Consider the following 24,692-nt stretch of genomic DNA (forward strand, 5'->3'; position numbering starts at 1 on the left):
TAGGTCGCGATGCGGCTCCGGGATTGCCTGCGGAAAGCGTGGGCGCCGGAAAGGCGAGCGATATGATTCATGTTAGTCAACAGCCTGGAAAGGACCTCAAAAATTGAGGTCCTTTTTGTATACTCATGCTCTCATCCGCGTGACCGACCGGGCTTCCGTGTCATAGAGACACCATTCTCGGTCGAAGATGACGGCACCGACGTTAATGACATATCGTTTTTTCTTCAAAGAGAAGGGTGTTTCGATGTCCCAAGGAAGGGATTTCCCTTTTCGATAGATTCCCGAAATGTGACTGTGCCCAATAAAGACGAGCGGGTATTCCCCTTTTTCGACGAGCGGTTCCCAGTTCTCACGCCACTTTATTTGATGTCCGTGTAAAAAGCATGCCTCCCCAAGCGTCATCTGTTCCGGTAACGATGAGATGCGCGTTTTAATCGGGTGATCGATGGCGAGGACCTCGTCAATTCGCTCTTCCTGGTTACCCCCTAGACTCGGGAATGTCAGTAACGCTTCATAGTTTGGGTCGTACGTCACGACGTCTTCCACATGATGAAAGCGTTCGTGGCGTCGTTTTTTTCCGATATGACACTCGTATAGGTCCCCGAGACAGAGAATGTGCTCGGTTTCTTGACGAACGTCATCGAGAACGGCCTTTAAATCATCAAACGAACCGTGCGGGTCACTGATGATGGCGAGTTTCATCGGAAGTTCGTAAACTGGGCATCAACGGACAACTCGAGCTCACGTACGAGTTGCATGACGGCTTGGAGGTCATCGCGTGACTTACCTGTCACTCGGATTTGATCGTCCTGGATTTGTGATTTTACTTTTAGTTTTGATTCTTTGATGGCGTTGTTGATTTTTTTTGCGTCATCTTTGTCGATCCCGCTTTTTAATTTCACACGTTGGCGGACCGTGCCCCCGAGTGCACCCTCTACTTTTTGATAGTCGAGGTTTTTTGTCGGGACGCCGCGTTTGATCAATTTCGTGATTAGGACGTCTTTCAATTGCTCGAGCTTATAGTCGTCATCCGAGATGAGGACGAGGTCGCCGTTGTCGAGCGACATCTCACTTTTTGATCCCTTAAAGTCATAACGGTTCAAAATTTCCTTTTCTGCGATTTGAATCGCATTCTTTACTTCTTCGAGATTCATTTCTGACACGATATCGAAAGAATTGTCTTTTGCCATGTTTCATCCATCCTTTGTTTGGTTTTGTTATAATGATAGCAGATTTCAAGCTGTGAAGGAGTGAAGAGATGGAACGTACAATGGATCAACAGACACATGCAGACTTAGATCACGTCGCTTATCACGGGAAAGACTTAGGGGTGACCTTCAAAGGAGAACAGATTCGACTGCGCATCTGGTCTCCGGTGGCGGAAAAGGTTTCGGTTAAACTATATCGAACAGCCCGTGCCCGTAAGTTTGAACGAATCGAGCTCGAACCGGCTGAGAAGGGGACATGGGTCATTGAACTCGAGCGGGCCTTGTTCGAAGGTCAGTTTTATATCTTTGAAGCCATGATAGATGGGAAGAAAGTAGAATCACTCGACCCGTATGCGAAAGTTGTCGGAGTGAATGGGAAACGAGGATGTCTTCTCGACCCGACCTCTTTGAACCCAGACCATTGGGTCAAAGAACGCCCACTATTCAATTCTTCACAAGAAGCGGTCATTTACGAAGCACACGTCCGTGATTTGACGAGTCACCCAGAGAGCGGAGTGATGCACCGCGGAAAATTCTTGGGCATGACCGAGACAGGCACGACGACAACGAGCGGTTATCCGACCGGACTCGATTACATCACGTCGCTTGGGATCACGCATCTGCAATTGATGCCGTTCTTTGATTATGGATCGGTCAATGAATCACGTGAAGGGGAAGACAACTACAACTGGGGGTACGACCCGGTTCATTACTTTGCGGTCGAAGGTTCATACGCATCGTCAGCAGATGACCCGGCGACGCGAATCATCGAACTGAAAGCGATGATTCAGGCACTGCATGACCGGGGGATCCGTGTCGTGATGGACGTCGTATTCAACCATACGTACGACGCCTTGACAACACCGCTCGGTCAGTTCGTCCCGGATTACTATTATCGACTTAACGAAGACGGGTCACTCGCGGATGGGTCGGCATGCGGGAACGATACGGCATCCGAGCGCGCGATGATGCGTAAGCTCATGGTCGAATGTGTCACGTATTGGGCGAAGGAGTTCATGATTGACGGATTCCGTTTCGATTTGATGGGGCTACATGACGTCAAGACGATGAATCAGATTCGGAAGGCGCTTGACCGCATCGACCCATCGATTCTCGTCATTGGAGAAGGTTGGGACTTGGACACGCCGCTGCCTGTCCGGAAGAAAGCAAATCAACACAATGCGCACAAGATGCCACGAATCGCGCAATTCAATGACGGGATTCGGGACGGTGTACGAGGAGATGTGTTCATTGAAGAGTTGCCGGGGTGGATAAGTGGGAATGCCGATTTGACCGCGGATGTGAAACGAGGGATTGCCGGTGGGATCACGAGCCAAAGTTTCGCCGATGAGCCGAATCAGGTCGTCAACTATGTCGAATGTCATGATAACTTGACGCTTTGGGATAAACTGTCTGTGACAAACCCTGAAGATGATGAGACGACGCGTCGTCGTCGCCATCGCTTGGCGACATCGATTGTGCTTTTAAGTCAAGGGATTCCGTTCCTACACAGTGGACAAGAGTTTTTCCGGACGAAAGACGGAAATGAGAACAGCTTCAACTCAGGCGAAGTGGTCAACCGTGTGGACTGGACACGGGCAGAACAGGAATCACCGAGCGTGGAGTTCGTAAAAGGGCTCCTCCGTCTGCGCAAGCAATACCCGCTCTTCCGACTCGAGAACACGGAACAGATTCGTAAACATCTACGCTTCTTCGATGAGGTAGAAGGAGTGATTGCGTTTGAATTGAGTCGTCACATCGAAGGGTATGTGGAGCGGCATATCGTGTACCATAACGCACTCGAAGAAACGGTCGAGGTCAAACTTCCATCTGGCAAATTCGAGGTGAATGTAGAGGACCATACCGTCAATCTGGTGGCACCGCGTCAAGTCGAAGAGCGTCATATGACGGTTGCGCCACTCTCGACACTTGTCGTGACCGAGCGTCGCCCAGATTACAGCAAGTACGCTGTTGCTGGTGGTGCCGCACTCGCCGTAATCGGTGGTCTCTGGTACGTGTCGAAGAAACGAAAACGTAAAGAACAGTAACCAAAAAGGAGACGTTAATCCGTCTCCTTTGGTGTGTCTTCCTCTGATTGAGATGCCTCGAGTTGCATCATTTTTTGAACGAGGATGTGTTTTGGCATATGCATCAGTTCCTCGAGCGGGACGTTTAACTTTTTTGCAAGCTCAACAGCCGTCTCTGGTGAAAGTTGTAATGGGCGCATCTGCGTTCTCCTTTCTAAACCGAATGTCTATACCGTCAGTATACAGGAAAATCGAAAATGTGTTGAACGAACACATTCAAAATCGAAATTCGTTTCGGTCGTTGATAAGCTGAAAATAGGAAGTGATCAAATGTACAAACAAACAGCAGACTTTCAATTTCATCAAACGATCGAATGGTTAGAACGTGTCGGTGAGGGTTGGATGTTGTACTTGGCGCAAACCGGATTTTCATTCTTTGACGAGTCATCTCAAATTCAATGGGAGATTGACTGGGTTTGGACACCGTGCGCCCTATATGTGGAGCCGAACGCGATGCGTGCCGTTGCGTGGTTCCGAGAAAAAGGACTTTACGGAGTCATTGATTTACAACGAGGACAGATGGAGACGCACGCGATCCCCCAACGATTCAGCGATGATTGGTTTAGCAATCTGCATCATTGGCAAGGGGATGACCTCTTTTTATATTCAGCTGAATCGGACGTCGTGGCTTTGAGTCTTCGTGATCATACGTTTCGATATAGTCGTTATGAAGAAGTCCCGATCTTTGGGGAAATTATCGAGCTGGCCTATCAAAAGACGTATGACTTTGAACGATTCACACCGGAGACGTGTGTGACACTGTTCGATGAAGGCGTCCAACAATTTCTTATAGAGAATGTCAGGACGAATGAGAACTGGCGTATTCCATACGAAGGAGTCCGAGAAACGGTCATTCTTGATCAAATCGGAGAAACGACGGCCATCACATCGACGGATTCGTTCCAACTGTTTCATCGGGACGAGGAACTGTTTTGTTCAAGCGTATGTGCGGATCATCAATTACTGAAGGTCATGCTGTTGGATGACCGAGGCGACCGGTTTGTCGTCTTATCCGCACCACCGCAATTTTGTCATAGCTGGCTCCAAGTTTTTGAACGACATGACTCCTGAACCAGACCAGGTTCAGGTTTTTTTCGTGATGGGATGATGAATGGAGAAAGAATAGGGAAGTAAAGGGTTAGACAGGGAGGAGTGACGAGGATGGAATGGTTAGGTAGGCAGTTGATTCGTTGGCGATACGGTGTATTATTCTTTTGGGCAATTTTACTCGCCGGTTCAGTCTATTTTGGGTTACAGCTCCCGGGTGAGTTGAGAGGAAACGGGTTTGCGATAGAAGACGGCCGTTTCCAACAAGTAGAAGAGACATTAAATGAACGGTTTGACCGGGCAGAGGCCTCCATGATTATCTTGTTCGAAGGAGGGGACCTCGATGCCGTCATGGAACAACAAAAGGAACGGTTAGAGACGGTTTCGGCGATTGACGGGGTAATCACACCGGCTGAGAACCCGGATGCTCGTTCAGAAGACGTTTCTTATTTCTTGTTGGAATTCGAGGATTATGAGGCGGCCGAATCTTCAATTGACGCGGTCCGTGATGCGCTAATTGTAAACTCCGATACGGAAGTTCGATTGACGGGAGAGCCTGTCTTTGCGGACGATTTGAACGAGGCTTCTAAAAATGACTTGATTCGTGCGGAGTTGATTGGGATACCGGTCGCACTCGTCGTATTGTTGCTCGTTTTTGGAACGCCACTGGCAGCACTCATGCCTTTACTCGTGGGGCTTATCACATTTATCGTGGCGGCTGGGGCATTGTTCTTTTTTGCCCAAAGTATGGAATTATCCATATTCGTTTTAAACGCCGTGGCGATGATCGCCATTGCGCTTGGGATCGATTTTTCTTTGCTGCTCGTCAATCGCTATCGAGAAGAATTGGCACGAGGGCGATCAAGAGAGACTGCAATCGTGCGGACCGTGGCGACGGCGGGACGATCCATCCTCTTTTCCGGGCTATGCGTATTTGTCGGATTGGCCGGTCTCTTGTTCATCCAAGTCGATGTGTTTCAGGCGATTGCTCTCGGTGCGCTCATTGCGGTTGCAGGAGCCGTCTTATCGGCATTGACACTATTGCCGTCATCACTTTACTTAGTTGGAGATGCGTTGAACAAAGGTCAAATCATCAAATCCAATGAGGCACGATCTGAAAAACGCTGGCAAAAGCTTGCCCGTTTTGTAATGAAGCGCCCCGTGACGATGACGCTCATCGCCTTGTTGTTCTTGTTGCCGAGTCTTTGGTTCGTTCGAGACTTAGAGCTGAACATCCCGGACGCCGATGCGCTCCCGACCTCGTATGAATCACGAGCGGCGCTTGAACGATGGGACGATGTGTTTGGGGATAGTTCAACCGATGCGGTCATTTTGTTTGAAGCGAACGATTTGACCGACCCGATGATATTAGAGGAATTAACGAGTCTTACGGATGAGTTGAATGACGTCGACATCGTCAATCAAGTCACAACTTTTTTAACGACGTCAAGTTTGACACCCGAGACGTTCACACAGATTGTTGAGGCGGCACCCGAACAACTCGCCCCACTTGAACGCCTCGTGACGCTTGATGGGAATACCGATTTGGCACTCGTCAATGTAAGTTTTGATGTTCCCCCGAGCGACAAAGAAGCGCAGGCGTTCGTTCGTGATTGGCGGGATCAAGGCTTCGAGGTCGGTGGACCGGCGGCCTTCAATGAAGAAATTTATGAGGAGATTTACGACAGCATTCCATATGCGGTGATTACCGTTATTTTGGCGACTTTCTTTATCCTCATGTGGGCGTTCCGTTCTGTCTTGATTCCGGTCAAGGCAATCATCATGAACGTGCTCGGACTTGGGGCGACGTTCGGTTTACTCGTCATCATCTTTGAATCGGGCTATGTGTATGACGCCGAGACCATCAGTATTTTGACACCGGTGTTCATCTTCTCGCTCGTCTTCGGATTGTCGATGGACTATGAGGTGTTCCTCGTTTCGCGGATCGAGGAATATTACCGAGAGACGGGGGACAACGATTATGCGACCGAGATGGGACTCGCAAAAACAAGTAAAATTATCACCTCGGCCGCCATCATCATGATTGTCGTCACCGGTGCGTTCGCCTTTACGGGTGTCAGCCCAATCAAGCAACTCGGTGTCGGAATTGCGCTCGCCATCTTCATCGATGCGACCATCATCCGTATTTTGCTCGTCCCTTCCCTCATGAAACTGTTCGGGGATTGGAACTGGTGGTGGTTCGGGAAGAAAGATTTACCGAAACGCAACGTACACTAAAGATAAGATTCAAGAACTGAATCAAAATGTGTGGTAAACTACGTACAAGATTACGCGCAATTTGAGAAAGGAAGGTCTTTATGGATACCGAGAGGACATGGCCTCTGTTCCAACTTCCGGACTTCTAGCGTTGACTGATCACTTACACGTGTGTCAATCAACAAACGGAAGATCGGAGATGGAACAGATGGAACCGCGGCTACGACTGAGGATCCTCCTCTCCGTCAAGAACGGGGAGGACAATCGGAATGAAACGAGTTGCTACCATAGTGCTCGGAACGCTAATCATGGCGTTCGGTTATTATTATTTGAATGAACAGTTTGGTTTGGCGGAAGGCGGGTTCGTCGGATTATCGCTACTCGGTCGATATTTATTTGATATCGACCCAGCGATTTCGATGATCATGCTCGACATTCCATTTTTTATCGTCGCGTTGTGGTGGAAAGGATGGCGTTTTGTCGGGCAGGCGGTACTAGCCGCTTCGTCTTTGTCGCTTAGTTATGCGATGTGGGACCGCCTCGATTTGCTCACGTTTGATATTCAAGTGTGGCCGGCGACATTGTTCGCTGCCATCGCAAGTGGGATTGTGACCGGGTATGGTCTCGGTCTCGTCTTGAAGTCAGGCGGGGCGACCGGAGGCGATGATTTATTCGCTCTTGGCTTATCAAAATGGACGGGCGTCTCGGTCGGCACGATTCTGATTATTTTAGATGTGATTGTCCTTGGGATTTCACTCATCTATTTACCATTATCGAACGCATTGTATACGCTCGTCGCGGTATCGATTGCCGGGCGGGTCGTCACCAAGATGCTCGTCATCGACGAGCCGAAAGCGACACCTGTCGCACCAAATTGGACACCGAAAAACGATCTCGCGTGAGATCGTTTTTTTAGTTCATCGAATCCGCGATGTCAAATAAATCCTGCTTCGAGAGTTGATTTCCGCTGTAGTCGATTGCATATTCGACGTTATCTCGTTGCCAGCTGATAATGGTAATTTCATCGGATTCATTGAAGTATACAGGAGAGCCTTGAATGGTTTGAGAATATGGTTCCCACTCTTCCACATGGTGCCATCCGAGCTCCGTAGTCGCCCATACGGTAATAGACTGTTCAGCATTTTCATAAATGAGTTCGACCCGCCCAAGGTTGACGAGATGTGCGTATTCGGTCTCAGCAACGAAAGGGAGGTGTGTAGGAGTGTGAATCTCGAATGGGACAAAAGAAGTTGTTGCGTGAATCGGTAGAGGGACTTCGTTTCGACCGATGAAGAGCAGAATTAAAATCATCCCGATGACACATTTGAAGATAAACCGATTCTTTCGATCTTGTGGTAGTAAAGAGACGATTAACATTCACCTCACTGAACAATGTATACTTTTTCATTTAGTATAAATGAGGTATTTGGTTAAAATATACAAAAAGTAACTTTTTGTTCACTGGGGATGATATCATGAAGGATGACTAGAAATGAGAGGTGCATCTTATGAAAAATCGAAATCTCGTAAACTTTAGTATCCTCGTTTTGCTTATGGCAGTGATGGTGATCAATAATCTCGAAGGAATACACATGTTCAAGACAATCGTGAACAGCCTTGCAATCTTGACGTTAACTGTCATTGGAATTATATACGCGACAAACTATGTAAAACGTAAGAAACAGGTAATGTGATGAAATAGGTGGCTGAGTCTACCTATTTTTCTTTTTCGCTATTTGTGTCAAATCTCATAGCTTATGCCTTCACCGTCTAATACACTGAAGGATGAAGGAGTGATAGATGATGAAATGGATGATTCCAACTCAACATGGGGCATGGTCGATGCTCATTTTACCGTTCGTTCTCGGAGGAATGGTCGGAGGATGGACGTGGACGCATGTGCCTTTTGCGATCGCATGGCTATTTGTTTACATGGGTACATTTTTCTTATTCCAATACATCAAACAGCGTAAGAAGTCGCGTGACCTTTTACGCACGGTAATGATATATCTCATCATTGCTATCGTAGCTATCGTGCCAGTATTTCTCGTGGAGTGGCGTCTCATCTGGTTCGCCGCTGCGATGATTCCGTTCGGTCTCGTGAACGCCTATTTTGCCAAAGTCAAAGATGAGCGAAACGTATGGAACGATGTCAGTGCCGTCACTTCGTTCTGTATCGGAGGAATGGCGAGTTACTATCTTGGGGCACGCCTTTTAGATGCCACGATTGTATGGATATTCGCGTTGCCATTCCTCTATTTCATGGGAAGTATCTTTTTTGTCAAGACGATGATTCGAGAAAAGAAGAGCATCGTGTATCGAAACCTTTCATGGGGATATCATATACTACTGTTCATCGTATTCATTGTATTAGGATATCCTCTTCTCGCATTGGCCTATGCACCGAGCCTGATTCGTGCCGTTTGGTTCTACGGAAAAACGATCCCAATCATGAAGATTGGAATCGTCGAAATTGCGAATTCTATATTTGTGCTGACGTGTCTCACGACATATCTCCTGATTTAGTTCGTAGACGACGAAGTACTGGCGATGATGGCGGCAGTCGTGGCAGCGGTCATCGCTTGTTGCATCGCGAGTAAGTGAGCGAACGTCCCGTGTAGCAATAAATCATTTGCTTCTCCTGTGATGTGGTCCGCTGCGACGAGTTGCAGGGCGACGAGCACGCTATGTGTGTTGAACCAGCGCTGCTTCTCTTTTTCAGCGTCCACAATTTCTTTTATGGCGTGTATGGCATCTATAGTCGGTTCCGTGACAATGCTCAGCAAGGCGAGCGCGGGCAATTGCTCACGATTGATGGATACTTGTACTTCCTCTAAGTGCGACTTCCATGTGAGGAGTCGGGAGACCGCCTCTTCGGGAGAGGACTCGCTGAACGTCAAAAGATGCGAGACGAGTTGCAGTTCGTTTGATTTTGAGAGTCGGTCTTTCAACAATGCATAATGCTGCTCAATGCGTTCATTCAAATCGATGACATCGTCAAACGCTTGAACGAGAACGAGTGCCGATAATAAGTCTTCTTCGCTCGTCAACCAAGGGTGATGCTGTTTAAACGTTTGGTACAGCTCGGTTGCCTCATCGAGTCGTCGTTCAGGTTCATCTACATTGATCAGTTGATTCGCTAAAAAAGGGCGCAGTGAACTGAAGCGGAAGTGTTTCCGATCGAGTAATGTGTCAAGTCGGAGCGCCTCATCGATCGCGGTTCCGATATCTTCATATTTAGCATCGAGAAACGAGAGCCAGACAAGGTTTTGGCTGCCTCTGAACTTTGAGAATATTTTTGTTTTTTGCTTCAATGTATCGCGTGCGTCTGAAAACCGTGTTGCTTCGAACGGAGTATCATGAATGGCGTAATGAATTGCCATCAGCCGTCTGTAATCGTCTGTCAGTTCCCACTTCGTCGCCTCTTTAATGGCATCTAGTGCTTCCACATACTGGTCATAACGTGTCATATTAAATCGCCTCCTTACTAGCCATACGATCCAAAATAAGAAGATGTTTCAAAAAAGCCGCCTCGAAAAACGTTTCCGGGCGGCTTTTGATTATTGTACTTGTGTGTAAAGTTTTTGCATGTACTCGTTCACTTCATCGGCCGCTTGGAACATCATAAATGAATGCTGCAAGATGATTTCTGGTGAGAAGCCGAGGTCGAGGTCGAGCGTAGAAGCGAGTGTGACATCACGGTCACTATCGAGTACACAACGGAAGTATTTGAACTCTTGGTTGAACTCGTTTAAAGCATTGAGAACCGTCAAGTCTTCTACATATTCAGGGACATGTGTCACAGTCGCCGCGTATAGCTCGGCGTCTGTCGTCTTTTTGTTAAAAGCGATAATCATAACGGGTTGAGCCCCGGATTTTGTTGTTTCGCGCGTTAAAAACGTAACGTGCGTTTCCGTGTCGCTCTCTTTGAACGTCATGTTGCGTTCGGCGGCGAGCGTTCTGAATGATTCTACTTTTTCTTCGAAGTTCACTAGGAAATCCCCCTTAGTAAGTCGTTACTCTAACTTTCCCCCATTTGGACGGGGAAAGCAAGGGGAACTAGCGTTTCATCAACATTTTGATGGCCTCTTCTACCGTTTCTGACGTATCTTCGCCATCTGCTTGTGCGGTGATGATGCATTGCTCTAAGTTCTTGGCCACGATGATGGTCGAGGCACGGTCAAGCGCCGAGCGTGCGGCACTGAGTTGTGTTACGACATCGCGACACTCTTGTCCTTCTTCCATCATGCGAATGATGGCGCGAATTTGCCCTTCCACCCGTTTCATTCGATTCAATACTTTCGGATCATACTCATATTGTTTCATATCATTCACCTCTATAATGAAAATTGTTCAGTTACCCAACTATTTATTGTGTAGGCTCATCTTAATACATGGGGGAGTATGTGTCGAGCAACAACTATCCGAATGAGCAATGATGAAAAATTCTACATTCTGACAAACTTATTTCTTGCATTCAGATACCTAAGGGGGTATATTAATGACGTGGAAGCGTAATGTTCAATTTATCACAATCTTATTGGGCGCCAGTTTCCAAACCAAATGGCATAGATTGAATCGAAAAAGAAAGGTAGATTAGCGATGAAAGCATCCGCTTTAAAACGTCAAATGGACTTTGAAGTGCCTGTAAACATCGTCGACGTTCGTGAGCGTGACGAGTTTGAGGAAGCACATATCGAAAGTGCCGTAAACTATCCGTTATCAGAAATCACAACATGGATCGACACACTCGACCCAGCTGAAGAATATGTCGTTCTTTGCCGCTCTGGTGCGCGTAGCACGCAAGCAACTTGGCAGATGGAGGCAAAAGGCTATAAAGTGGTCAATATAGAAGATGGCTTGATGAGTTGGCCAGGAGAAGTCGTCAGAGGAGGAAATGGACAATGAGTAAAAAAATCGTAATCGTCGGCGGGGTAGCAGGTGGCGCGTCTGCAGCTGCACGTCTTCGTCGTTTGAATGAAGAAAATCAAATCGTCATGTTTGACCGTGGAGAGTATATTTCATTTGCGAACTGTGGCCTTCCGTATTACATCGGGGACGTCATTCAGGATCGTCAAAAATTGCTCGTTCAAACAGTCGAAGGAATGAACAAGCGTTTTCAACTCGATATCCGTAACTTGACGGAAGTGACAAAAATCAACCGCGAAGAAAAGACGGTGTCAGTGAAACACGTTCAAACAGGCGAGACGTACGATGAATCATATGATGTCCTCATCCTCTCACCTGGAGCGAAGCCGATTCGTCCGAATATCCCTGGGATTGATGAGGCAGAAGATATCTTCACACTTCGTAACATCCCGGATACGGATAAAATCCGTGGCTACGTTGATGACAAAGCACCGAAGCATGCGACGGTAATCGGTGGAGGCTTCATCGGAATTGAAATGGCGGAAAACTTACGTGAGCGTGGTGTCGACGTCACGCTCGTCGAGATGGCCGACCAAGTCATGACACCGCTCGACCGTGAGATGGTCGCACCGATTCATGAACATTTACGTCTTCATGGTGTCGAACTTCAATTGTCAGATGGCGTTTCTTCCTTCTCTGAAAACGGGAAGAAAGTTCATTTGACGAGCGGTCGCGTCATCGATACGGACATGGTCATCATGTCGATCGGTGTCACACCGGAATCAGCGATTGCACGTGAGGCGGGACTTGAAACAGGTACGCGCGGAGCGATTCGTGTAAACGAAAAAATGATGACATCTGACCCGTCGATTTATGCGATTGGGGATGCCGTCGAAGTACTCGACTATGTCTTCCAAGAACCGACCGTTGTGCCGCTCGCATGGCCGGCGAACCGTCAAGGACGTCTTGTCGCGGATATCATCAATGGTCGTGACGTGAAATATAACGGAACGATGGGAACAGGAATCGCCAAAGTGTTCGATATGACGGTCGCATCTACCGGTTGGAACGAAAAACGTTTAAAAGCGGCTGGCAAAACGTATGAAGCCGTTCACGTACACCCGGGTTCACATGCCGGATATTATCCAGGATCGACACCAGTGTCACTCAAACTCTTATTCCACCCGACAACGGGTGAGATTTACGGTGCACAAGGTGTCGGTATCAATGGAGTCGATAAGCGAATCGATGTCATTGCGACAGCGATGAAGGGCGGTTTGACCGTTCTCGATTTACCAGATCTTGAGCTCAGTTACGCACCACCATTCAGTTCGGCGAAAGACCCGGTCAACATGATTGGCTATGTCGCTTCAAACGTCGTACTCGGTGATAATGAAGTCGTGCATTGGGATGCGATCGATGAGCTCGTGGAGAATGGGGCGACGTTACTTGACGTTCGTGACGAATCCGAGCATGAGCTTGGTAAAATTCCGGGATCGATCAACGTGCCACTCAATTCATTACGTGAAAACTTGGATGATTATGATCGGAATGAAACGATTTATGTGACGTGCCAAGTCGGTCTTCGTGGATATCTCGCATCACGCATCTTACGTCAAAACGGCTTTAAAGTGAAAAACTTGAGCGGTGGCTACAAGACATGGTCACAGATCAATCGTGATTTCGAGGCGCTCGAAGAGACGAACACATCAAATGAGACAGCGGTAACCGTTGCAGAGGAGGAGTCAACACAGATGACGAAGGCACCAATCGGTGAAGCGGTCATGTTAGACACGTGTGGTCTACAATGCCCGGGACCTATCCTAGAAGTGAATAAAAAAGTCGCGGAGCTCGGAGAAGGTGAAACACTCCGTGTGCTCGCAAGTGATCCGGGATTCTTTGCTGATATCGAAGCGTGGGCGAAGAAGACGGGGAATAAGCTCGTCTCGAAACAGTTCGTCAACGGTCGAGTTGAAGCGATTCTCCAAAAAGGAGAGGGACCGGCTACACCGCAGGCGGGCACTCCGACGGGAGACGGTGCATCGATGGTCGTCTTTAGTGGGGACCTCGACCGTGCGCTCGCATCCCTCATCATTGCGCAAGGGGCTGCAGCGATGGGGAAAAAAGTGACGATGTTCTTCACGTTCTGGGGACTCAACGTCATCCGTAAACCGGACGCACCGGAAGTGAAGAAGCAAGGTCTTGAAAAAATGTTCGGCATGATGATGCCAGGGCATGCCGGCGAACTTCCGCTCTCGAACATGAACTTCGGTGGTGTCGGTCAAAAAATGATGAAAAAAGTCATGAGTGATAAGAACGTCCCTTCTGTTGAAGAGATGATCAAGTCAGCGCAAGAAGCAGGCGTGAAAATGGTAGCTTGCACGATGTCTATGGACGTCATGGGCATTAAGGAAGAAGAGTTGATTGAAGGGGTCGACCTCGGTGGTGTGGCGGCGTATCTCGGTGCAGCAGAGGGCGGCAACTTGAACCTCTTTATTTAAATGACGTGAGAACGAGTCGGATAGCAATCCGACTCGTTTTTTGTTTGCCTGATAGAATCACATTCCTAACTCGGGTTGTCAAAAATAGAATTGATATTGCAATTTTCATATAATTTACCTATAATTCAAGTCATGTTAAAAAAGTTGACATGACTTTTTCGGTTAGGACTTATTAGAATGATGGAGGATTAGTATGGAGAAATTTATTGAGAATCTCGTTTCGCAGGCGAACGATTTGTTATGGTCGAAAGTGCTTATCGTCGTACTTGTCGCATTAGGTCTTTATTTCACGATTCGTATGGGCTTCGTTCAGTTCCGTATGATTCCTGAAATGTTCCGCCTTTTGTTCAAGGAAGGGACGGCGCGTGAAAAAGGACAAGTGTCTTCGTTCCAAGCGTTCGCGATTGGGACGGCGGCCCGTGTCGGAACAGGGAATATTGCCGGCGTGGCGACAGCGATTGCGCTGGGTGGCCCAGGGGCAGTCTTTTGGATGTGGTTGATCGCTCTGATTGGGGCGGCATCTGCATTCGTCGAGAGTACATTGGCACAAGTGTATAAAATTCGTGACGGACGCACATGGCGCGGGGGACCGGCCTACTACATGGAGCGTGCGCTCGGTCAACGTTGGCTCGGTGTATTGTTCGCAATTTTAATCACGTTCGCATTCGGATTCGCATTCAACTCGGTACAGTCAAATACAATCTCACTTTCTGTCAGTAACCAGTTCGGTATTAGCACAACAGTCGTCGGGGTTGTCCTTGCGATCGTGACGGCCGTTGTCGTCTTCGGTGGCATCCAGTCGATTGCGCTCTTGTCGAGTATTATCGTTCCGGTCATGGCGGGTGGTTACATTTTACTCGCCTTATGGATCATGGTGACAAATGTGTCCCTCTTACCGGACGTCTTTAGCCTTATCTTCTCAGAAGGGGTCCTCGGAATCGAGCAACTCTTCGGTGGTGCGATTGGTGCGATGGTGCTTCAAGGAATTCGTCGTGGCCTCTTCTCGAACGAAGCGGGTATGGGTTCGGCACCAAACGCTGCTGCGACAGCAGAAGTATCACACCCTGTTAAACAAGGGTTGATTCAATCATTCAGCGTTTTTGTGGATACGTTACTCGTGTGTACATCGACGGCGATGATCATCTTGATTTCAGGCGTGGCCGGTTCAGATTCGTTCGCTGGCGTCGAATTGACGCAAGCTGCGTTGACGGCAGAAGTCGGATCGGTTGCGACATCGTTCTTGACGATTGCGATTTTCTTATTCGCCTTCAGTTCGATTCTTGGTAACTATTATTACGGTGAGACGAACATCCAGTTCATCTCAGATAAAAAAATCTACGTCACGCTCTATCGGATCGGTGTCGTCGGAATGGTCTTGTTCGGAGCCGTCCGTTCCGCCGGTCTCGTTTGGTCGATCGCCGATGTATTCATGGGTCTCATGGCACTCGTGAACTTATATGCCATCTTCCGCTTGGCGAAAGTGGCTCGAGCCGTTCTCGATGACTACTTGTCACAGCGTCGAGCGGGACAGGACCCTGTCTTCTTTGTCGATTCGATTGAAAACCTTCCAGGCCGTGAACACGTTGAGGCTTGGGAAAGCGAAACAGAAGAACAAAAAACTGGAACGAGTCGTTCTTGATATGGAACCGTCTACGAATTTGCGTAGGCGGTTTTTTAACACGTAAAAGACGGGTAATGTCATAAAAAGGGGGCGTTCATGTATGGAGACAACGCATTATGTACGTGTTTCCCCAGAAGTATGGGTATCGTTCAATCAAGATCCGGAGATGATTTTAGACTGGTTATTGCATATGCATGAGCAGTATCGTAATCGGGACGACACACTGACGCTCCCGAATATCGAGTCGTTCCAGCGTGTGCTCAGTCAAATTGAAGTGTATATCGATGGGGCCGACACATACAATATGGAAATGGCGCTCGTTGGTGAAGAGTTGATTGTGAACGAAGCGCAGGCGGTCGTTGTCGGTATCTTGACCCCGCAGCTGCTTCACATCGTCAAAGATACGTTGCATGCGTTCGGTCGAGATGACGTGAAGGACATGGCGTTCGTGGCGAAAGATGAGTTTGAGACAATCTGGGAAGACTGGACAAGGTTGCAACAGTTCTGTGAGACGGCCGCGTCTCAAGAAGAACTCGTCCTCATTTATTATGAATAAGGGTGGATCCGATTTAGTAAGCTGTGAAAAAAGGAACTCACTAGGGACGTGAACTTCTGGCTGATGAGCATCATGGCATCGCTCCTAATCTTGCTTTTCGTCACATTGAAGAGGCTAGACCGTCGAATAGAAGCATAAAAAATCCCGAGACGAGTTGACTCGTTTCGGGATTTTGATTATTTCAAAGCTGTTTCGAGTGCCTTGACGTTTTCACGCATCAAGTCGAAGTAGCTCATTTCCATTTGTTCTTTCGTGACCGATTCTAAATTATGAATCGTCACGCTCTCCGCACCGATCTCTTCTTTCACGACTTCAGCCACTTTCGGTGTGACCGTGTCTTCGAAGGCGATGTAGTTCAAGTCGTGGAGGCGTGCCTCTTCGATAATTCGTTTAAGGGCTTGTTGTGACGGTTCTTCAGATGGTGTGAGACCAGCGATTGGCAACTGCTCGAAACCGTATCGTTCAGCCAAATACCCATAAGCGGCGTGTGTTACGAGAAGTTCTGATTTCGTCCCGTTTTCGACCGCTGCTTTGAACTCGCTATCGAGCGACTCAGCTTCTTCTTTAAATGTACTCAAGCGATCAGCGAACTCATCTTTATAATCAGGTGCTTCTTCACTGAAAGCTGCTTCAACGGCTTCCGCCATCGTGATGGCATTCATTGGGTCGAGCCAAACGTGCGGGTCGTACTGACCGTGGTCATGATCATGATGAGCGTGCTCGTCTTCCGAGTGTCCTTCTTCTTCATGGGCGTGCTCGTCTTCTGAGTGCCCTTCTTCTTCATGAGCGTGCTCGTCTTCCGAGTGTCCTTCTTCTTCATGGGCGTGCTCGTCTTCTGAGTGTCCTTCTTCTTCATGGGCGTGCTCGTCTTCTGAGTGTCCTTCTTCTTCATGAGCGTGCTCGTCTTCCGAGTGTCCTTCTTCTTCATGGACATGCACCGTTTCTGAAGCGTTCAACAATGTGACATCTTCCGCTGTTTTGATGAAAGCTACATTTTCGCCACTCAAGCTCTCTTCCATCGATTCGACATAAGGCTCAAAGTCATGCCCGATTGTTAAAAAGAGATCCGCTTCTGCGATTTGAGTCATCTGCTTAGAAGTAGGTTCGTACGTATGCGGGTCTGCTCCAGGTGGGATGACCATCTCCACGTTGACTCGGTCGCCGCCAATTTCTTCAGCCATCGATTTTAATGCGAAGGTTGAAGCATAGACAGTCATTTTGTCATCTGATGACTCCGAGGAACTGTCCGTTTCTGTATTCCCACATGCGCCGAGCAAGAGTGTACCTGCTGCGACAGCACCTAGCCATGTCTTTTTCATCTTTCATCGTCCACCTTTCAAATTATCTGAATATTAAACCGTAACTGTTACGTTCTATTGATGCGACTAATATTATAGTGTGACCTTTGGAGCAAGTCAAGTCCGACTTCTGATGGATGGATTTTTGAAAAAAACGGGAATATGATTAAAAAAAGGACGAGGAGTGGATTGTATGAGAAAGGAGACTGCCTGGTTCGTCGGTGGTGCGGCATTGGCCGCGGCAACGGCAGCCGGGGCTAGCGTGTGGAGCCAATACGGATCACTTGTCAGGTGGCAAGAACCTGAAATGCCCGTTCGACCGACGACACGCCGGCGTCACACGTACACGTATAAGATTGTCAACGATCATCCGCTCCAGTTTGACTTGTATCTTCCTCCCGGAGACGGACCATTTCCAGTCGCAGTCTATGCACACGGGGGGGCGTATGTAAGAGGGAGTCGCAGTATGGTGACGTTGTTTCATCCGTTACTTGACCACTTTTTGGGGAAAGGAATTGCTGTTGTCAGTATTGACTACCGATTGTTTGAGGATGGAGTATATTTCCCTGACAATATCATCGATGTCTCGGATGCGCTTAGCTATTTAAAACAACATGAATCAATCCTGACGCTCGATACGAGTCAGTTGCTCGTATGGGGCGATTCTGCTGGAGCGGCTTTAATGCTCACGACCGCGCTCGACCGTCATAAACAGTTTGTAGGTGAACTCGGGGACGACCTTCCGACAATCAAAGGCGTTATCGCATTGTATCCACCGACGAACTTTTTGTTGTTCAAATTTATTCAAACATGGCTAGCTCATCTGAAATTTTACGAAGGCAGCCGTGAAGAGTGGCGGGAACTGATGGTGAAATGCTCACCGGTATCTCATCTATATGCTGACGCGCCCCCGATTCTACTGTTACATGGGAAGAAAGATCCGATCGTCCCGTTCGGTCAAGCGCTTCATTTCGTCGAACATGCAAGTGATGTCGGGGCGAACGTTCAACTCATCTCATTTCCAAATGGGACCCATTCGCTTGCAAGCTTTCTTCAGTCTGATAATCCAATCAAAGAAGAGCAATTGATGACACGAATCAATCGCTTTATTGAAGAATGTCTCGGATGACATTGCGATTTTTAGGGAAGATGGTACGATGGGGGATGATTGAAAGAGTAAGGAGTGGAAGTAGTGACAGAGTTATGTTTAGTTAGGCATGGTCAAACCGATTGGAATCGTTTAGAAATTATTCAAGGGCGTGAAGACAATCCGTTGAATGAACTCGGACGTCAACAGGCAGAAGAAAGTGCAGTTTTTTTGAGTCAAGAAGAATGGGACATCGTCGTATCGAGTCCATTGTCGCGTGCGGTCCACACTGCGGAAGCAATCGCAACAGCCTGTGGTATTGAGCATGAAGCGATTCGGTTAGATGAAAGGTTTATTGAACGTGAATTTGGAGCAGCATCGGGTGAGCCCGTAAAAGGCATCTATGAGGCGGTCCAAGCAGATGACCAAACTCGAATCCCCGGACTTGAGACGGAGGATGAGATGCGTGCCCGTGTATTGGAAGGGATGCAACATTTGGTTGACTCGCATCCAGGGAAACGCATCATCGTAGTGTGTCATTCTCATGCAATCAAAGCAGCGCTCTCCGCAATCGATGATACGTACACGTTCCGTCACGCGATGCGAAACGCCTGTTCGAATTATATTATCCATCAACACGGTCAGTTTGAGATAAGGGCGGTCAACGTGGCTGACCATATCACCGACCCGACCATCATGAAATGAGGAGCATGTCATGACGACATTATTATGGGTATTCATTATCGCATCATTCGTGGTCGCTTTTGCCGGACTCATTTATCCGATCATCCCGAGTGTCCTATTTTTATTCATCGGGTACATGATTTACGGATTCGGTTTCTCGTTTGAACCATTGACCTGGACATTTTGGGTATGGCAGTCGGTCTTCCTCGTCTTCTTGTTCGGTGTCGACTATGTTGTCACCAGGGCCACAGTTGATAAGAGGGGCGGTTCAGAGCGGGCGAAATGGGGAGCGACAATCGGTTTGATTGCGGGACCGTTTATCTTTCCGCTCGTTGGGGTTTTGATTTTCCCGTTCATTTTCGCGTTTCTAGCGGAATTGACACTCGGAAAAACGACACGTGAGGCATGGAGTATCGGTGTTGGTACAGTTCTCGCCTTTCTCGGCAGCACGCTCTTAAAAGTGATCGGGATGACGATGATGGTAATCCTGTTCTTTATCTATATTTGAGACGGGGGTGTCTTCTCCGTCTTTTTGTTTGAAAGGTGAACGGTTTTGGGGAAAGAAAAATAGAGTCATTCGATTACTCGAATGACCCGGTCTTGACCAGTTGATTGAAGGCGGAGCGGCTGAACGTTTGTTGGATTTCAACTTTTTTCTCAAAGAAAGCCGGCTTTAAATTCGAGGTGGCGACCCCGTCTTGAATCAACGAGTCGAGCACTTGTTTTGTCGCATCCTGTTTAGGCATCAACATGAGCCCTTCGGCGACAAATGTGTGATGGTCGCTCAAAGCTCGCTCGCTTGTGAACGTCAAGGCAAGTGCTGCCGGTGCGTTTGTCGGAGATGTGATAACCGCTTCAGCAAGGATGAGAATTCGTTTATTTAAGTAATGGTGGAGCGTGACGGCAGATTCGGTCGGAACGAGCATTTCAAGAAGCCACTCTGAATCGTGCTCTTTCGAGATGATCAACCCGTCGAGTAGGTCGATCGGCAGATTTAGTTCGTTGCCGTACTCGTCTTGGACGAGACGGACTTGAACGAGACGAAATGTTTTCATAGAATCGTTCCTTTCCGCGTTTTCTTTAGACCATCTTAACACAGTCTGATGAATAGAATATGTTAAGATAACGGGGAAGAATCAAAAGAATAGAGAGTGAGGGAGGCATCGAGATGAGTTGGGTTGTTGGCGTAATCGGATATGTGGCGATTCTCGCAATTGTCTACTATGGTGTCCTTTTCTTTAAAGTGAAGCAAGAACGGAGTCGGGCCGGTTATCGAATTTTTCTTTTGCTTGCCGGACTGTTTATGGTCAGTGGGAGCGACTATATCATTGCGCTGTTCCAAGGGGATACTGAAGCGACGTTTTGGCAACGGACCGTCTACTTTGTCTTGATATTACTCTCGTTATCGGTGGCGCTTTACTTTCGGAGAAAAGAAGATCAAAACCAAGCGGGCGAAATGACGATGGTATAAAAACGGTTGTGGGAAATGTACCCACAACCGTTTTTATTTTGGAACTCGCGTTTTGCGAATCATATCGAGCTTTAGGTCCCACAGCGGTTTGCTGAACGTCACCGAATAGACTTCCGGTAGACGGAGACGCTTATACTCTTCCCACAAACCGTTCATCTGTTCGTGATGGTACGCACGAATCTCACTTGTGCTCGGAAGGTCGTATACTCGTTTGCCATCAAGGAAAATCGGTTGCAACAAGCGCTTCACGTTAAAGTTGCGTGTCTTGATTTTGAATGCCGGGTCACGGACGTCAATCAAGTCGATCTCGGTATACGACTCGACCGGTTCATCGGCGAGGGCGATATAGTCGCCTTTGAACTTTTTCGTCTCGTTGTCGATGATGCGATACAACTCTTTTTTATGAGGTGTCGTCGTCTTCACTTTAGAAGAAGATACTTTGATGACCGGTTTCATTTCTCCGGATTCATCCTCACGAGCGACGAGCTTATATACCATACCGAGCGCCGGCTGCTCATAGGCAGTGATTCCACGCGTCCCGACGAGGAATGTATCGGCTTCTGCGCCTTGCATCCGTAAGTCTTGGATGACGTACTCATCCAAATCACCAGAGACGACAATTTTGACATAGTCGAGTCCAGCCTCATTCAGGGCTTTCCGGGCGCGTTTCGATAGATAGGCGAGGTCCCCTGAGTCAAGTCGAACGGACTTGAGACGGTGACCTTTTGCTTCAAGCTCTTTTGCGACTTTGATGGCGTTCGGGAGCCCAGACTTCAAGGTGTCGTACGTGTCGATAAGAAGACTCGTATGATCTGGGTACATCTCAGCGAATGAACGGAATGCACTCAATTCATCGTCATGGAACTGAATGTCCGCGTGCTCCATCGTTCCTCCTGTCGGGACGTCAAAGTCACGGCCGGCAGACACGAGACTCGTCACATCAAAACCGGCGATGTAAGCGGCACGCGTCCCGTAATAGGCGGCATCGATTCCTTGTGCGCGTCGTGCGCCGCCTTCAAGAAGCGTTTCGTTCGGTGCGGCTTGGCGAATCCGTGCATACTTTGTGGCGATGAGAGATTCATGGTTGGCGATGTTGAGAAGCGCCGTCTGGAACAGTTTCGCTTCAAAGATCGTCGACTCGATTCGGACGACTTGTTCATGGGGGAAGATGACTTCTCCTTCGCGCACACTATATAGTGAACCAGTGAACTTGAAGGTCCGAAGTACATCCTCGAATTCATCTTCGAAACCGAGCTGCTCTTTTAAGTAGGCGATGTCTGCTTCTGTGAACGAGACGTTCTCTAGGTAGTGAACGATATTCTCGAGCCCTGCGAAGACGACGTAGCCACCGCTGAATGGATTCGAGCGGTAGTAGAGGTCGAAGACGACCTTTTCGTTATGGCGACCTTGCTTCCAGTAGATATACATCCAACGCGGAAGGTAAAGGTCCGTGTGAAGTGCTAAATTACGATGTAACATATGATTTCCTTTCTGTTTTACGTCACTTTCCGACGACGGTCGCACCGAGTGTCGTGACGAAATGTTCGAGTGCCCATTCATGACCTACCGAATTAAAGCTTTGGACGGCGTCGGCATGGACTACGATTTGATAACCGAGATTATAGGCATCGACGGCTGTATGGAGCACACAAATATCCGTGCAGACTCCGACAAGATGAATTTCTGTTATCCCTCGTTCTCGAAGACGAAGGTCGAGATCGGTCCCGGAGAAGGCGCTATATCGTGTCTTGTCAATCCAATGGTCCGCCTGTTTCGATGCTTCTTTCACGGCACCGTATAACTCACGGCCCTCGGTTCCACGGATATTGTGCGGAGGGAACAACGTCGTTTCGGGATGGAACGTATCGCCTGCATCATGGACATCGTTTGCGATGACGACATAATCTTCCGTCGAGAACGTCCCAATCAACTCAACGATTCTTTCTTCAATCTCTTGCCCGGGTTTCCCACAAGTCAAACGACCACTGTCTGCGATAAAATCAAATGTATAATCAATGACAATCAATGCACGCATGGGAGATGCTCCTCTCTCGTAATGGAAGTGATAGTTATCCACCTCATTCTAAATCATTATACATCATGCGCGGAAGATTATTTTTCTTCGGTTTGGGTAGAGTAAGAAAGTAGACTGTATAGGGAAAGGGGATTGTGACAATGGTGTTATCACAAAGTGAATTGACAGACGAGCTGTCGCGGTTAGACGGCTGGGAAGAAGTGAACGGGGAGATTCAAAAGACATACCGGCTCGAAACGTTCCCGGAGGCAATCCAGTTTGTCCATCTCGTAGCAGATTTGGCAGAGTCGCTCGATCATCACCCAAATATTTTGATTGAGTATCGGAACGTGACATTGACCGTATCGACCCATGACGAGGGTGGTATCACGGAGAAAGACATCTCACTCGCAAAAGGGTGTGAGAAACTTGTCTAAACTTTATATGACCTTTGCGTCAGGTAGCGTGGCCGAGCGTCTCCGAAAAGAACCGGGTGTGGTCGCGGCAAATGGACATGAGACGATCTTACTCGCAGAAGGAGAAAAATCTCCGTTCAAGAGTGGAAAAGTGTTTGAGATTGAAGAGGCATCTGGAGACTTTGTGAAAAAAGGGAACATTTTATACGCGAACGTGCCTGCGGATGAAAATGCTCGCTCTCTCTTGTTCCACCAATTGTTGACGGAAAAGGCGCCGCTTGGTGTCGGGCACGAAGGGTTTTCAGCTTATCGATTAGGTGTCGACCCGGACGACCATCATGCCGTCCTCTTTATTCAATTCACATCCGGCGGGAAACGTTTTCGTGACACAGCGGACTATGCGATTCTTGAAGACCGTCTGAAGCGGGCGGTCGAGCAACGCGGGGCAGGTCCGGTCATAAAACACTATGTCGTCACTGAGTCAGATAATCTATAATAAAGATAACGTCATGTTAGGGGAGGATTTTTATGAATAAGAATTACTTTTGGTTAGGGATGGCTGCTGGTGCGGTAATCGGTGCGGCAGCATCACTTCTCCATAGTGAAACGCGCGATCAGCAAGTGAGGCAGCTGAAAGGGATCAAGTCGAAGCTGAAATCGTCGAACACGTCGACAGAAGCACACGAAGTCGGTCTCCAAGCCTCATCAAAAGGCAATTTGAAAGACCGTGTCATGGAATGGAAATCACTTTACGAAGAAAACCAAGATACGATTCAAAACCTCGTCGAAGACGTGAAGGATTTAGTCGACGCACTTCAAGAGGCCCGTCATAAAAATCAAATCTAAGCAAACGGCCAAGCGAATCTGCTTGGCCGTTTTTTTCTGCTTATAAGAACTGAGCCAATAAACCGAAGACTGCCAGTCCGATGATGATGTAGAAGAACCACTTCCCGTCCCCCGAATGAATGACAGGGGGAGCGTACGAACGTTGCTTATACTTTCCGTAACGCATCGGACGCGTGTACGGAACGGTGAACCGCGAGAGAGGAATGGCAAATAAAAATCCCGACAGGAAGCCGTACACATGCCCCCAAAGGGAGACGTTCGAACCGATCAACGTAAAGACGGCACTGAGGGCTACGAAGATGTAGACCAAACGGGCATCCTGACTATACATTAACGTACGGCGGAAGCGCCCGATGAATACGTAAAAACCGAGAATGGCCAAGATGGCACCAGATGCACCGGCCTGCAGATAAAACAAGTTGCTGACGGTGAAGTAGGTGAGCAGGTTGGCAAGAGCTCCGGCAAATACGTAAAACAGGGCAAATTTCACATGTCCGACCATACGTTCCATCGCCGGCCCGAAGATGATTAAGGCGAACGAGTTGAACAACAAGTGACCGAGACTCAAGTGAATGAAGTTGGCCGTGATCAAGCGATACCATTGTCCATCAGCAAGTGCCAAATGGAACGACCCTCCTGTCGACACGATTCGTAAACCAGGAGCGAAAGAATCGATGACAAACACAAGGAGTTGGATTACAATGAACAGCGTTACGAGTGGATAAGCCCGTATGAACGTTTGTACATTTTCCGTACGACTAAACATAACA

29 protein-coding genes are annotated in these 24,692 nt (G+C 48.1%); 17 read left to right on the forward strand and 12 right to left on the reverse strand.

All coding sequences use genetic code 11. The annotated features are described in order from the left end of the window. Positions 1 to 123: 123 nt before the first annotated feature. Both KNP00_RS13170 and KNP00_RS13175 read right to left on the reverse strand, forming a co-directional pair. The gene (locus KNP00_RS13170) at positions 124 to 702 is read right to left on the reverse strand and encodes a metallophosphoesterase family protein (RefSeq protein WP_215146025.1); all 579 of its coding nucleotides are present in this window, start codon (positions 700 to 702) and stop codon (positions 124 to 126) included. Beyond that, positions 699 to 1,190, reverse strand: a complete 492-nt coding sequence (locus tag KNP00_RS13175) for a YajQ family cyclic di-GMP-binding protein (protein WP_214742658.1) — start codon at positions 1,188 to 1,190, stop codon at positions 699 to 701. Before KNP00_RS13175 ends, KNP00_RS13170 begins: the two co-directional genes overlap by 4 nt. Positions 1,191 to 1,258: 68 nt before the next feature. Between KNP00_RS13175 and pulA the strand changes: the two genes are divergently transcribed. Further along, positions 1,259 to 3,256 (forward strand): type I pullulanase, encoded by a 1,998-nt coding sequence (gene pulA / locus KNP00_RS13180; RefSeq protein WP_215146027.1) that lies wholly within the window; start codon positions 1,259 to 1,261, stop codon positions 3,254 to 3,256. A gap of 14 nt (positions 3,257 to 3,270) precedes the next feature. On the opposite strand, the gene KNP00_RS13185 is transcribed toward pulA, so the two are convergent. Continuing rightward, a complete protein-coding gene (locus KNP00_RS13185; protein WP_015880521.1) occupies positions 3,271 to 3,435 on the reverse strand; it encodes a YycC family protein in 165 nt (54 codons plus the stop codon). Positions 3,436 to 3,565: 130 nt separating this feature from the next. Here KNP00_RS13185 and KNP00_RS13190 point away from each other — a divergent pair, with 130 nt between their 5' ends. From KNP00_RS13190 to KNP00_RS13200, 3 genes are all read left to right on the forward strand, one after another. Further along, positions 3,566 to 4,366, forward strand: coding sequence for a hypothetical protein (locus KNP00_RS13190; RefSeq protein WP_215146029.1), 801 nt, complete (start codon positions 3,566 to 3,568; stop codon positions 4,364 to 4,366). A 90-nt stretch (positions 4,367 to 4,456) separates the two neighbouring features. Then, entirely contained in the window at positions 4,457 to 6,580 is a 2,124-nt protein-coding gene (locus KNP00_RS13195; RefSeq protein ID WP_215146030.1) for an MMPL family transporter, read from the forward strand. Between the two features lie 248 nt (positions 6,581 to 6,828). Further along, positions 6,829 to 7,461 carry a YitT family protein gene (locus tag KNP00_RS13200; protein WP_215146032.1) on the forward strand — a complete coding sequence of 211 codons (633 nt, stop codon included), beginning with the start codon at positions 6,829 to 6,831 and terminating at the stop codon, positions 7,459 to 7,461. Positions 7,462 to 7,471: 10 nt separating this feature from the next. On the opposite strand, the gene KNP00_RS13205 is transcribed toward KNP00_RS13200, so the two are convergent. Then, positions 7,472 to 7,936: a hypothetical protein gene (locus KNP00_RS13205; RefSeq protein ID WP_215146034.1), complete on the reverse strand. Its 465-nt coding sequence runs from the start codon at positions 7,934 to 7,936 to the stop codon at positions 7,472 to 7,474. Between the two features lie 131 nt (positions 7,937 to 8,067). Here KNP00_RS13205 and KNP00_RS13210 point away from each other — a divergent pair, with 131 nt between their 5' ends. Continuing rightward, positions 8,068 to 8,253 (forward strand): hypothetical protein, encoded by a 186-nt coding sequence (locus KNP00_RS13210; RefSeq protein WP_215146035.1) that lies wholly within the window; start codon positions 8,068 to 8,070, stop codon positions 8,251 to 8,253. Positions 8,254 to 8,362: 109 nt separating this feature from the next. After that, complete coding sequence (locus tag KNP00_RS13215) at positions 8,363 to 9,085, forward strand: YwiC-like family protein (RefSeq protein WP_215146037.1); 723 nt, start codon at positions 8,363 to 8,365, stop codon at positions 9,083 to 9,085. Here KNP00_RS13215 and KNP00_RS13220 read toward each other — a convergent pair. The 3 genes from KNP00_RS13220 to KNP00_RS13230 form a co-directional block, all read right to left on the reverse strand. Continuing rightward, the gene (locus KNP00_RS13220) at positions 9,082 to 10,029 is read right to left on the reverse strand and encodes a DUF4003 family protein (RefSeq protein ID WP_215146039.1); all 948 of its coding nucleotides are present in this window, start codon (positions 10,027 to 10,029) and stop codon (positions 9,082 to 9,084) included. The two genes, KNP00_RS13215 and KNP00_RS13220, sit on opposite strands and share 4 nt — an antisense overlap. 90 nt (positions 10,030 to 10,119) lie before the next feature. After that, positions 10,120 to 10,551: a type III secretion system chaperone family protein gene (locus KNP00_RS13225; RefSeq protein ID WP_215146041.1), complete on the reverse strand. Its 432-nt coding sequence runs from the start codon at positions 10,549 to 10,551 to the stop codon at positions 10,120 to 10,122. A gap of 67 nt (positions 10,552 to 10,618) precedes the next feature. Next, positions 10,619 to 10,885 carry a metal-sensitive transcriptional regulator gene (locus KNP00_RS13230; RefSeq protein ID WP_215146043.1) on the reverse strand — a complete coding sequence of 89 codons (267 nt, stop codon included), beginning with the start codon at positions 10,883 to 10,885 and terminating at the stop codon, positions 10,619 to 10,621. 276 nt (positions 10,886 to 11,161) lie between these two features. Here KNP00_RS13230 and KNP00_RS13235 point away from each other — a divergent pair, with 276 nt between their 5' ends. From KNP00_RS13235 to KNP00_RS13250, 4 genes are all read left to right on the forward strand, one after another. Then, positions 11,162 to 11,467 (forward strand): rhodanese-like domain-containing protein, encoded by a 306-nt coding sequence (locus KNP00_RS13235; RefSeq protein ID WP_215146045.1) that lies wholly within the window; start codon positions 11,162 to 11,164, stop codon positions 11,465 to 11,467. Further along, positions 11,464 to 13,929, forward strand: coding sequence for a CoA-disulfide reductase (locus KNP00_RS13240; RefSeq protein WP_215146047.1), 2,466 nt, complete (start codon positions 11,464 to 11,466; stop codon positions 13,927 to 13,929). Before KNP00_RS13235 ends, KNP00_RS13240 begins: the two co-directional genes overlap by 4 nt. A 193-nt stretch (positions 13,930 to 14,122) precedes the next feature. Continuing rightward, entirely contained in the window at positions 14,123 to 15,568 is a 1,446-nt protein-coding gene (locus KNP00_RS13245) for an alanine/glycine:cation symporter family protein (RefSeq protein ID WP_215146049.1), read from the forward strand. A gap of 82 nt (positions 15,569 to 15,650) precedes the next feature. Next, positions 15,651 to 16,106: a DUF1877 family protein gene (locus KNP00_RS13250; protein ID WP_215146051.1), complete on the forward strand. Its 456-nt coding sequence runs from the start codon at positions 15,651 to 15,653 to the stop codon at positions 16,104 to 16,106. 176 nt (positions 16,107 to 16,282) lie between these two features. On the opposite strand, the gene KNP00_RS13255 is transcribed toward KNP00_RS13250, so the two are convergent. Beyond that, the gene (locus KNP00_RS13255) at positions 16,283 to 17,425 is read right to left on the reverse strand and encodes a metal ABC transporter solute-binding protein, Zn/Mn family (RefSeq protein WP_215146053.1); all 1,143 of its coding nucleotides are present in this window, start codon (positions 17,423 to 17,425) and stop codon (positions 16,283 to 16,285) included. A 172-nt stretch (positions 17,426 to 17,597) separates the two neighbouring features. Here KNP00_RS13255 and KNP00_RS13260 point away from each other — a divergent pair, with 172 nt between their 5' ends. The 3 genes from KNP00_RS13260 to KNP00_RS13270 all read left to right on the forward strand — a co-directional run bounded on the left by KNP00_RS13260 (position 17,598) and on the right by KNP00_RS13270 (position 19,683). Then, entirely contained in the window at positions 17,598 to 18,533 is a 936-nt protein-coding gene (locus tag KNP00_RS13260; protein ID WP_215146055.1) for an alpha/beta hydrolase, read from the forward strand. A 63-nt stretch (positions 18,534 to 18,596) separates the two neighbouring features. Next, a complete protein-coding gene (locus tag KNP00_RS13265; protein ID WP_215146057.1) occupies positions 18,597 to 19,196 on the forward strand; it encodes a histidine phosphatase family protein in 600 nt (199 codons plus the stop codon). Between the two features lie 10 nt (positions 19,197 to 19,206). Beyond that, a complete protein-coding gene (locus tag KNP00_RS13270; protein ID WP_215146059.1) occupies positions 19,207 to 19,683 on the forward strand; it encodes a DUF456 domain-containing protein in 477 nt (158 codons plus the stop codon). Positions 19,684 to 19,756: 73 nt separating this feature from the next. Here KNP00_RS13270 and KNP00_RS13275 read toward each other — a convergent pair whose 3' ends face one another. Further along, positions 19,757 to 20,230 (reverse strand): YwpF-like family protein, encoded by a 474-nt coding sequence (locus tag KNP00_RS13275; RefSeq protein ID WP_215146061.1) that lies wholly within the window; start codon positions 20,228 to 20,230, stop codon positions 19,757 to 19,759. A gap of 113 nt (positions 20,231 to 20,343) precedes the next feature. On the opposite strand from KNP00_RS13275, the gene KNP00_RS13280 reads away from it, so the two are divergent. Then, positions 20,344 to 20,646 (forward strand): hypothetical protein, encoded by a 303-nt coding sequence (locus tag KNP00_RS13280; protein WP_215146063.1) that lies wholly within the window; start codon positions 20,344 to 20,346, stop codon positions 20,644 to 20,646. Positions 20,647 to 20,679: 33 nt separating this feature from the next. Here the strand turns inward: KNP00_RS13280 and KNP00_RS13285 are convergent, their stop codons facing one another. After that, positions 20,680 to 22,125: a nicotinate phosphoribosyltransferase gene (locus KNP00_RS13285; protein WP_215146065.1), complete on the reverse strand. Its 1,446-nt coding sequence runs from the start codon at positions 22,123 to 22,125 to the stop codon at positions 20,680 to 20,682. Positions 22,126 to 22,147: 22 nt separating this feature from the next. Then, complete coding sequence (locus tag KNP00_RS13290) at positions 22,148 to 22,681, reverse strand: cysteine hydrolase family protein (protein ID WP_215146066.1); 534 nt, start codon at positions 22,679 to 22,681, stop codon at positions 22,148 to 22,150. A 140-nt stretch (positions 22,682 to 22,821) separates the two neighbouring features. Here KNP00_RS13290 and KNP00_RS13295 point away from each other — a divergent pair, with 140 nt between their 5' ends. From KNP00_RS13295 to KNP00_RS13305, 3 genes are read left to right on the forward strand one after another with little or no spacing between them, the layout of a single operon-like run. Further along, positions 22,822 to 23,097, forward strand: a complete 276-nt coding sequence (locus KNP00_RS13295) for a 4a-hydroxytetrahydrobiopterin dehydratase (protein WP_215146068.1) — start codon at positions 22,822 to 22,824, stop codon at positions 23,095 to 23,097. After that, positions 23,090 to 23,572: a hypothetical protein gene (locus KNP00_RS13300; RefSeq protein WP_240542892.1), complete on the forward strand. Its 483-nt coding sequence runs from the start codon at positions 23,090 to 23,092 to the stop codon at positions 23,570 to 23,572. Before KNP00_RS13295 ends, KNP00_RS13300 begins: the two co-directional genes overlap by 8 nt. Before the next feature lie 32 nt (positions 23,573 to 23,604). Then, positions 23,605 to 23,922 carry a hypothetical protein gene (locus KNP00_RS13305; RefSeq protein ID WP_215146070.1) on the forward strand — a complete coding sequence of 106 codons (318 nt, stop codon included), beginning with the start codon at positions 23,605 to 23,607 and terminating at the stop codon, positions 23,920 to 23,922. Positions 23,923 to 23,962: 40 nt separating this feature from the next. On the opposite strand, the gene KNP00_RS13310 is transcribed toward KNP00_RS13305, so the two are convergent. Continuing rightward, positions 23,963 to 24,688, reverse strand: coding sequence for a rhomboid family intramembrane serine protease (locus KNP00_RS13310; RefSeq protein ID WP_215146072.1), 726 nt, complete (start codon positions 24,686 to 24,688; stop codon positions 23,963 to 23,965). Positions 24,689 to 24,692 lie beyond the last annotated feature (4 nt).

The organism is Exiguobacterium qingdaonense (assembly GCF_018617855.1).
Classification (GTDB): Bacteria; Bacillota; Bacilli; order Exiguobacteriales; family Exiguobacteriaceae; genus Exiguobacterium; species Exiguobacterium qingdaonense.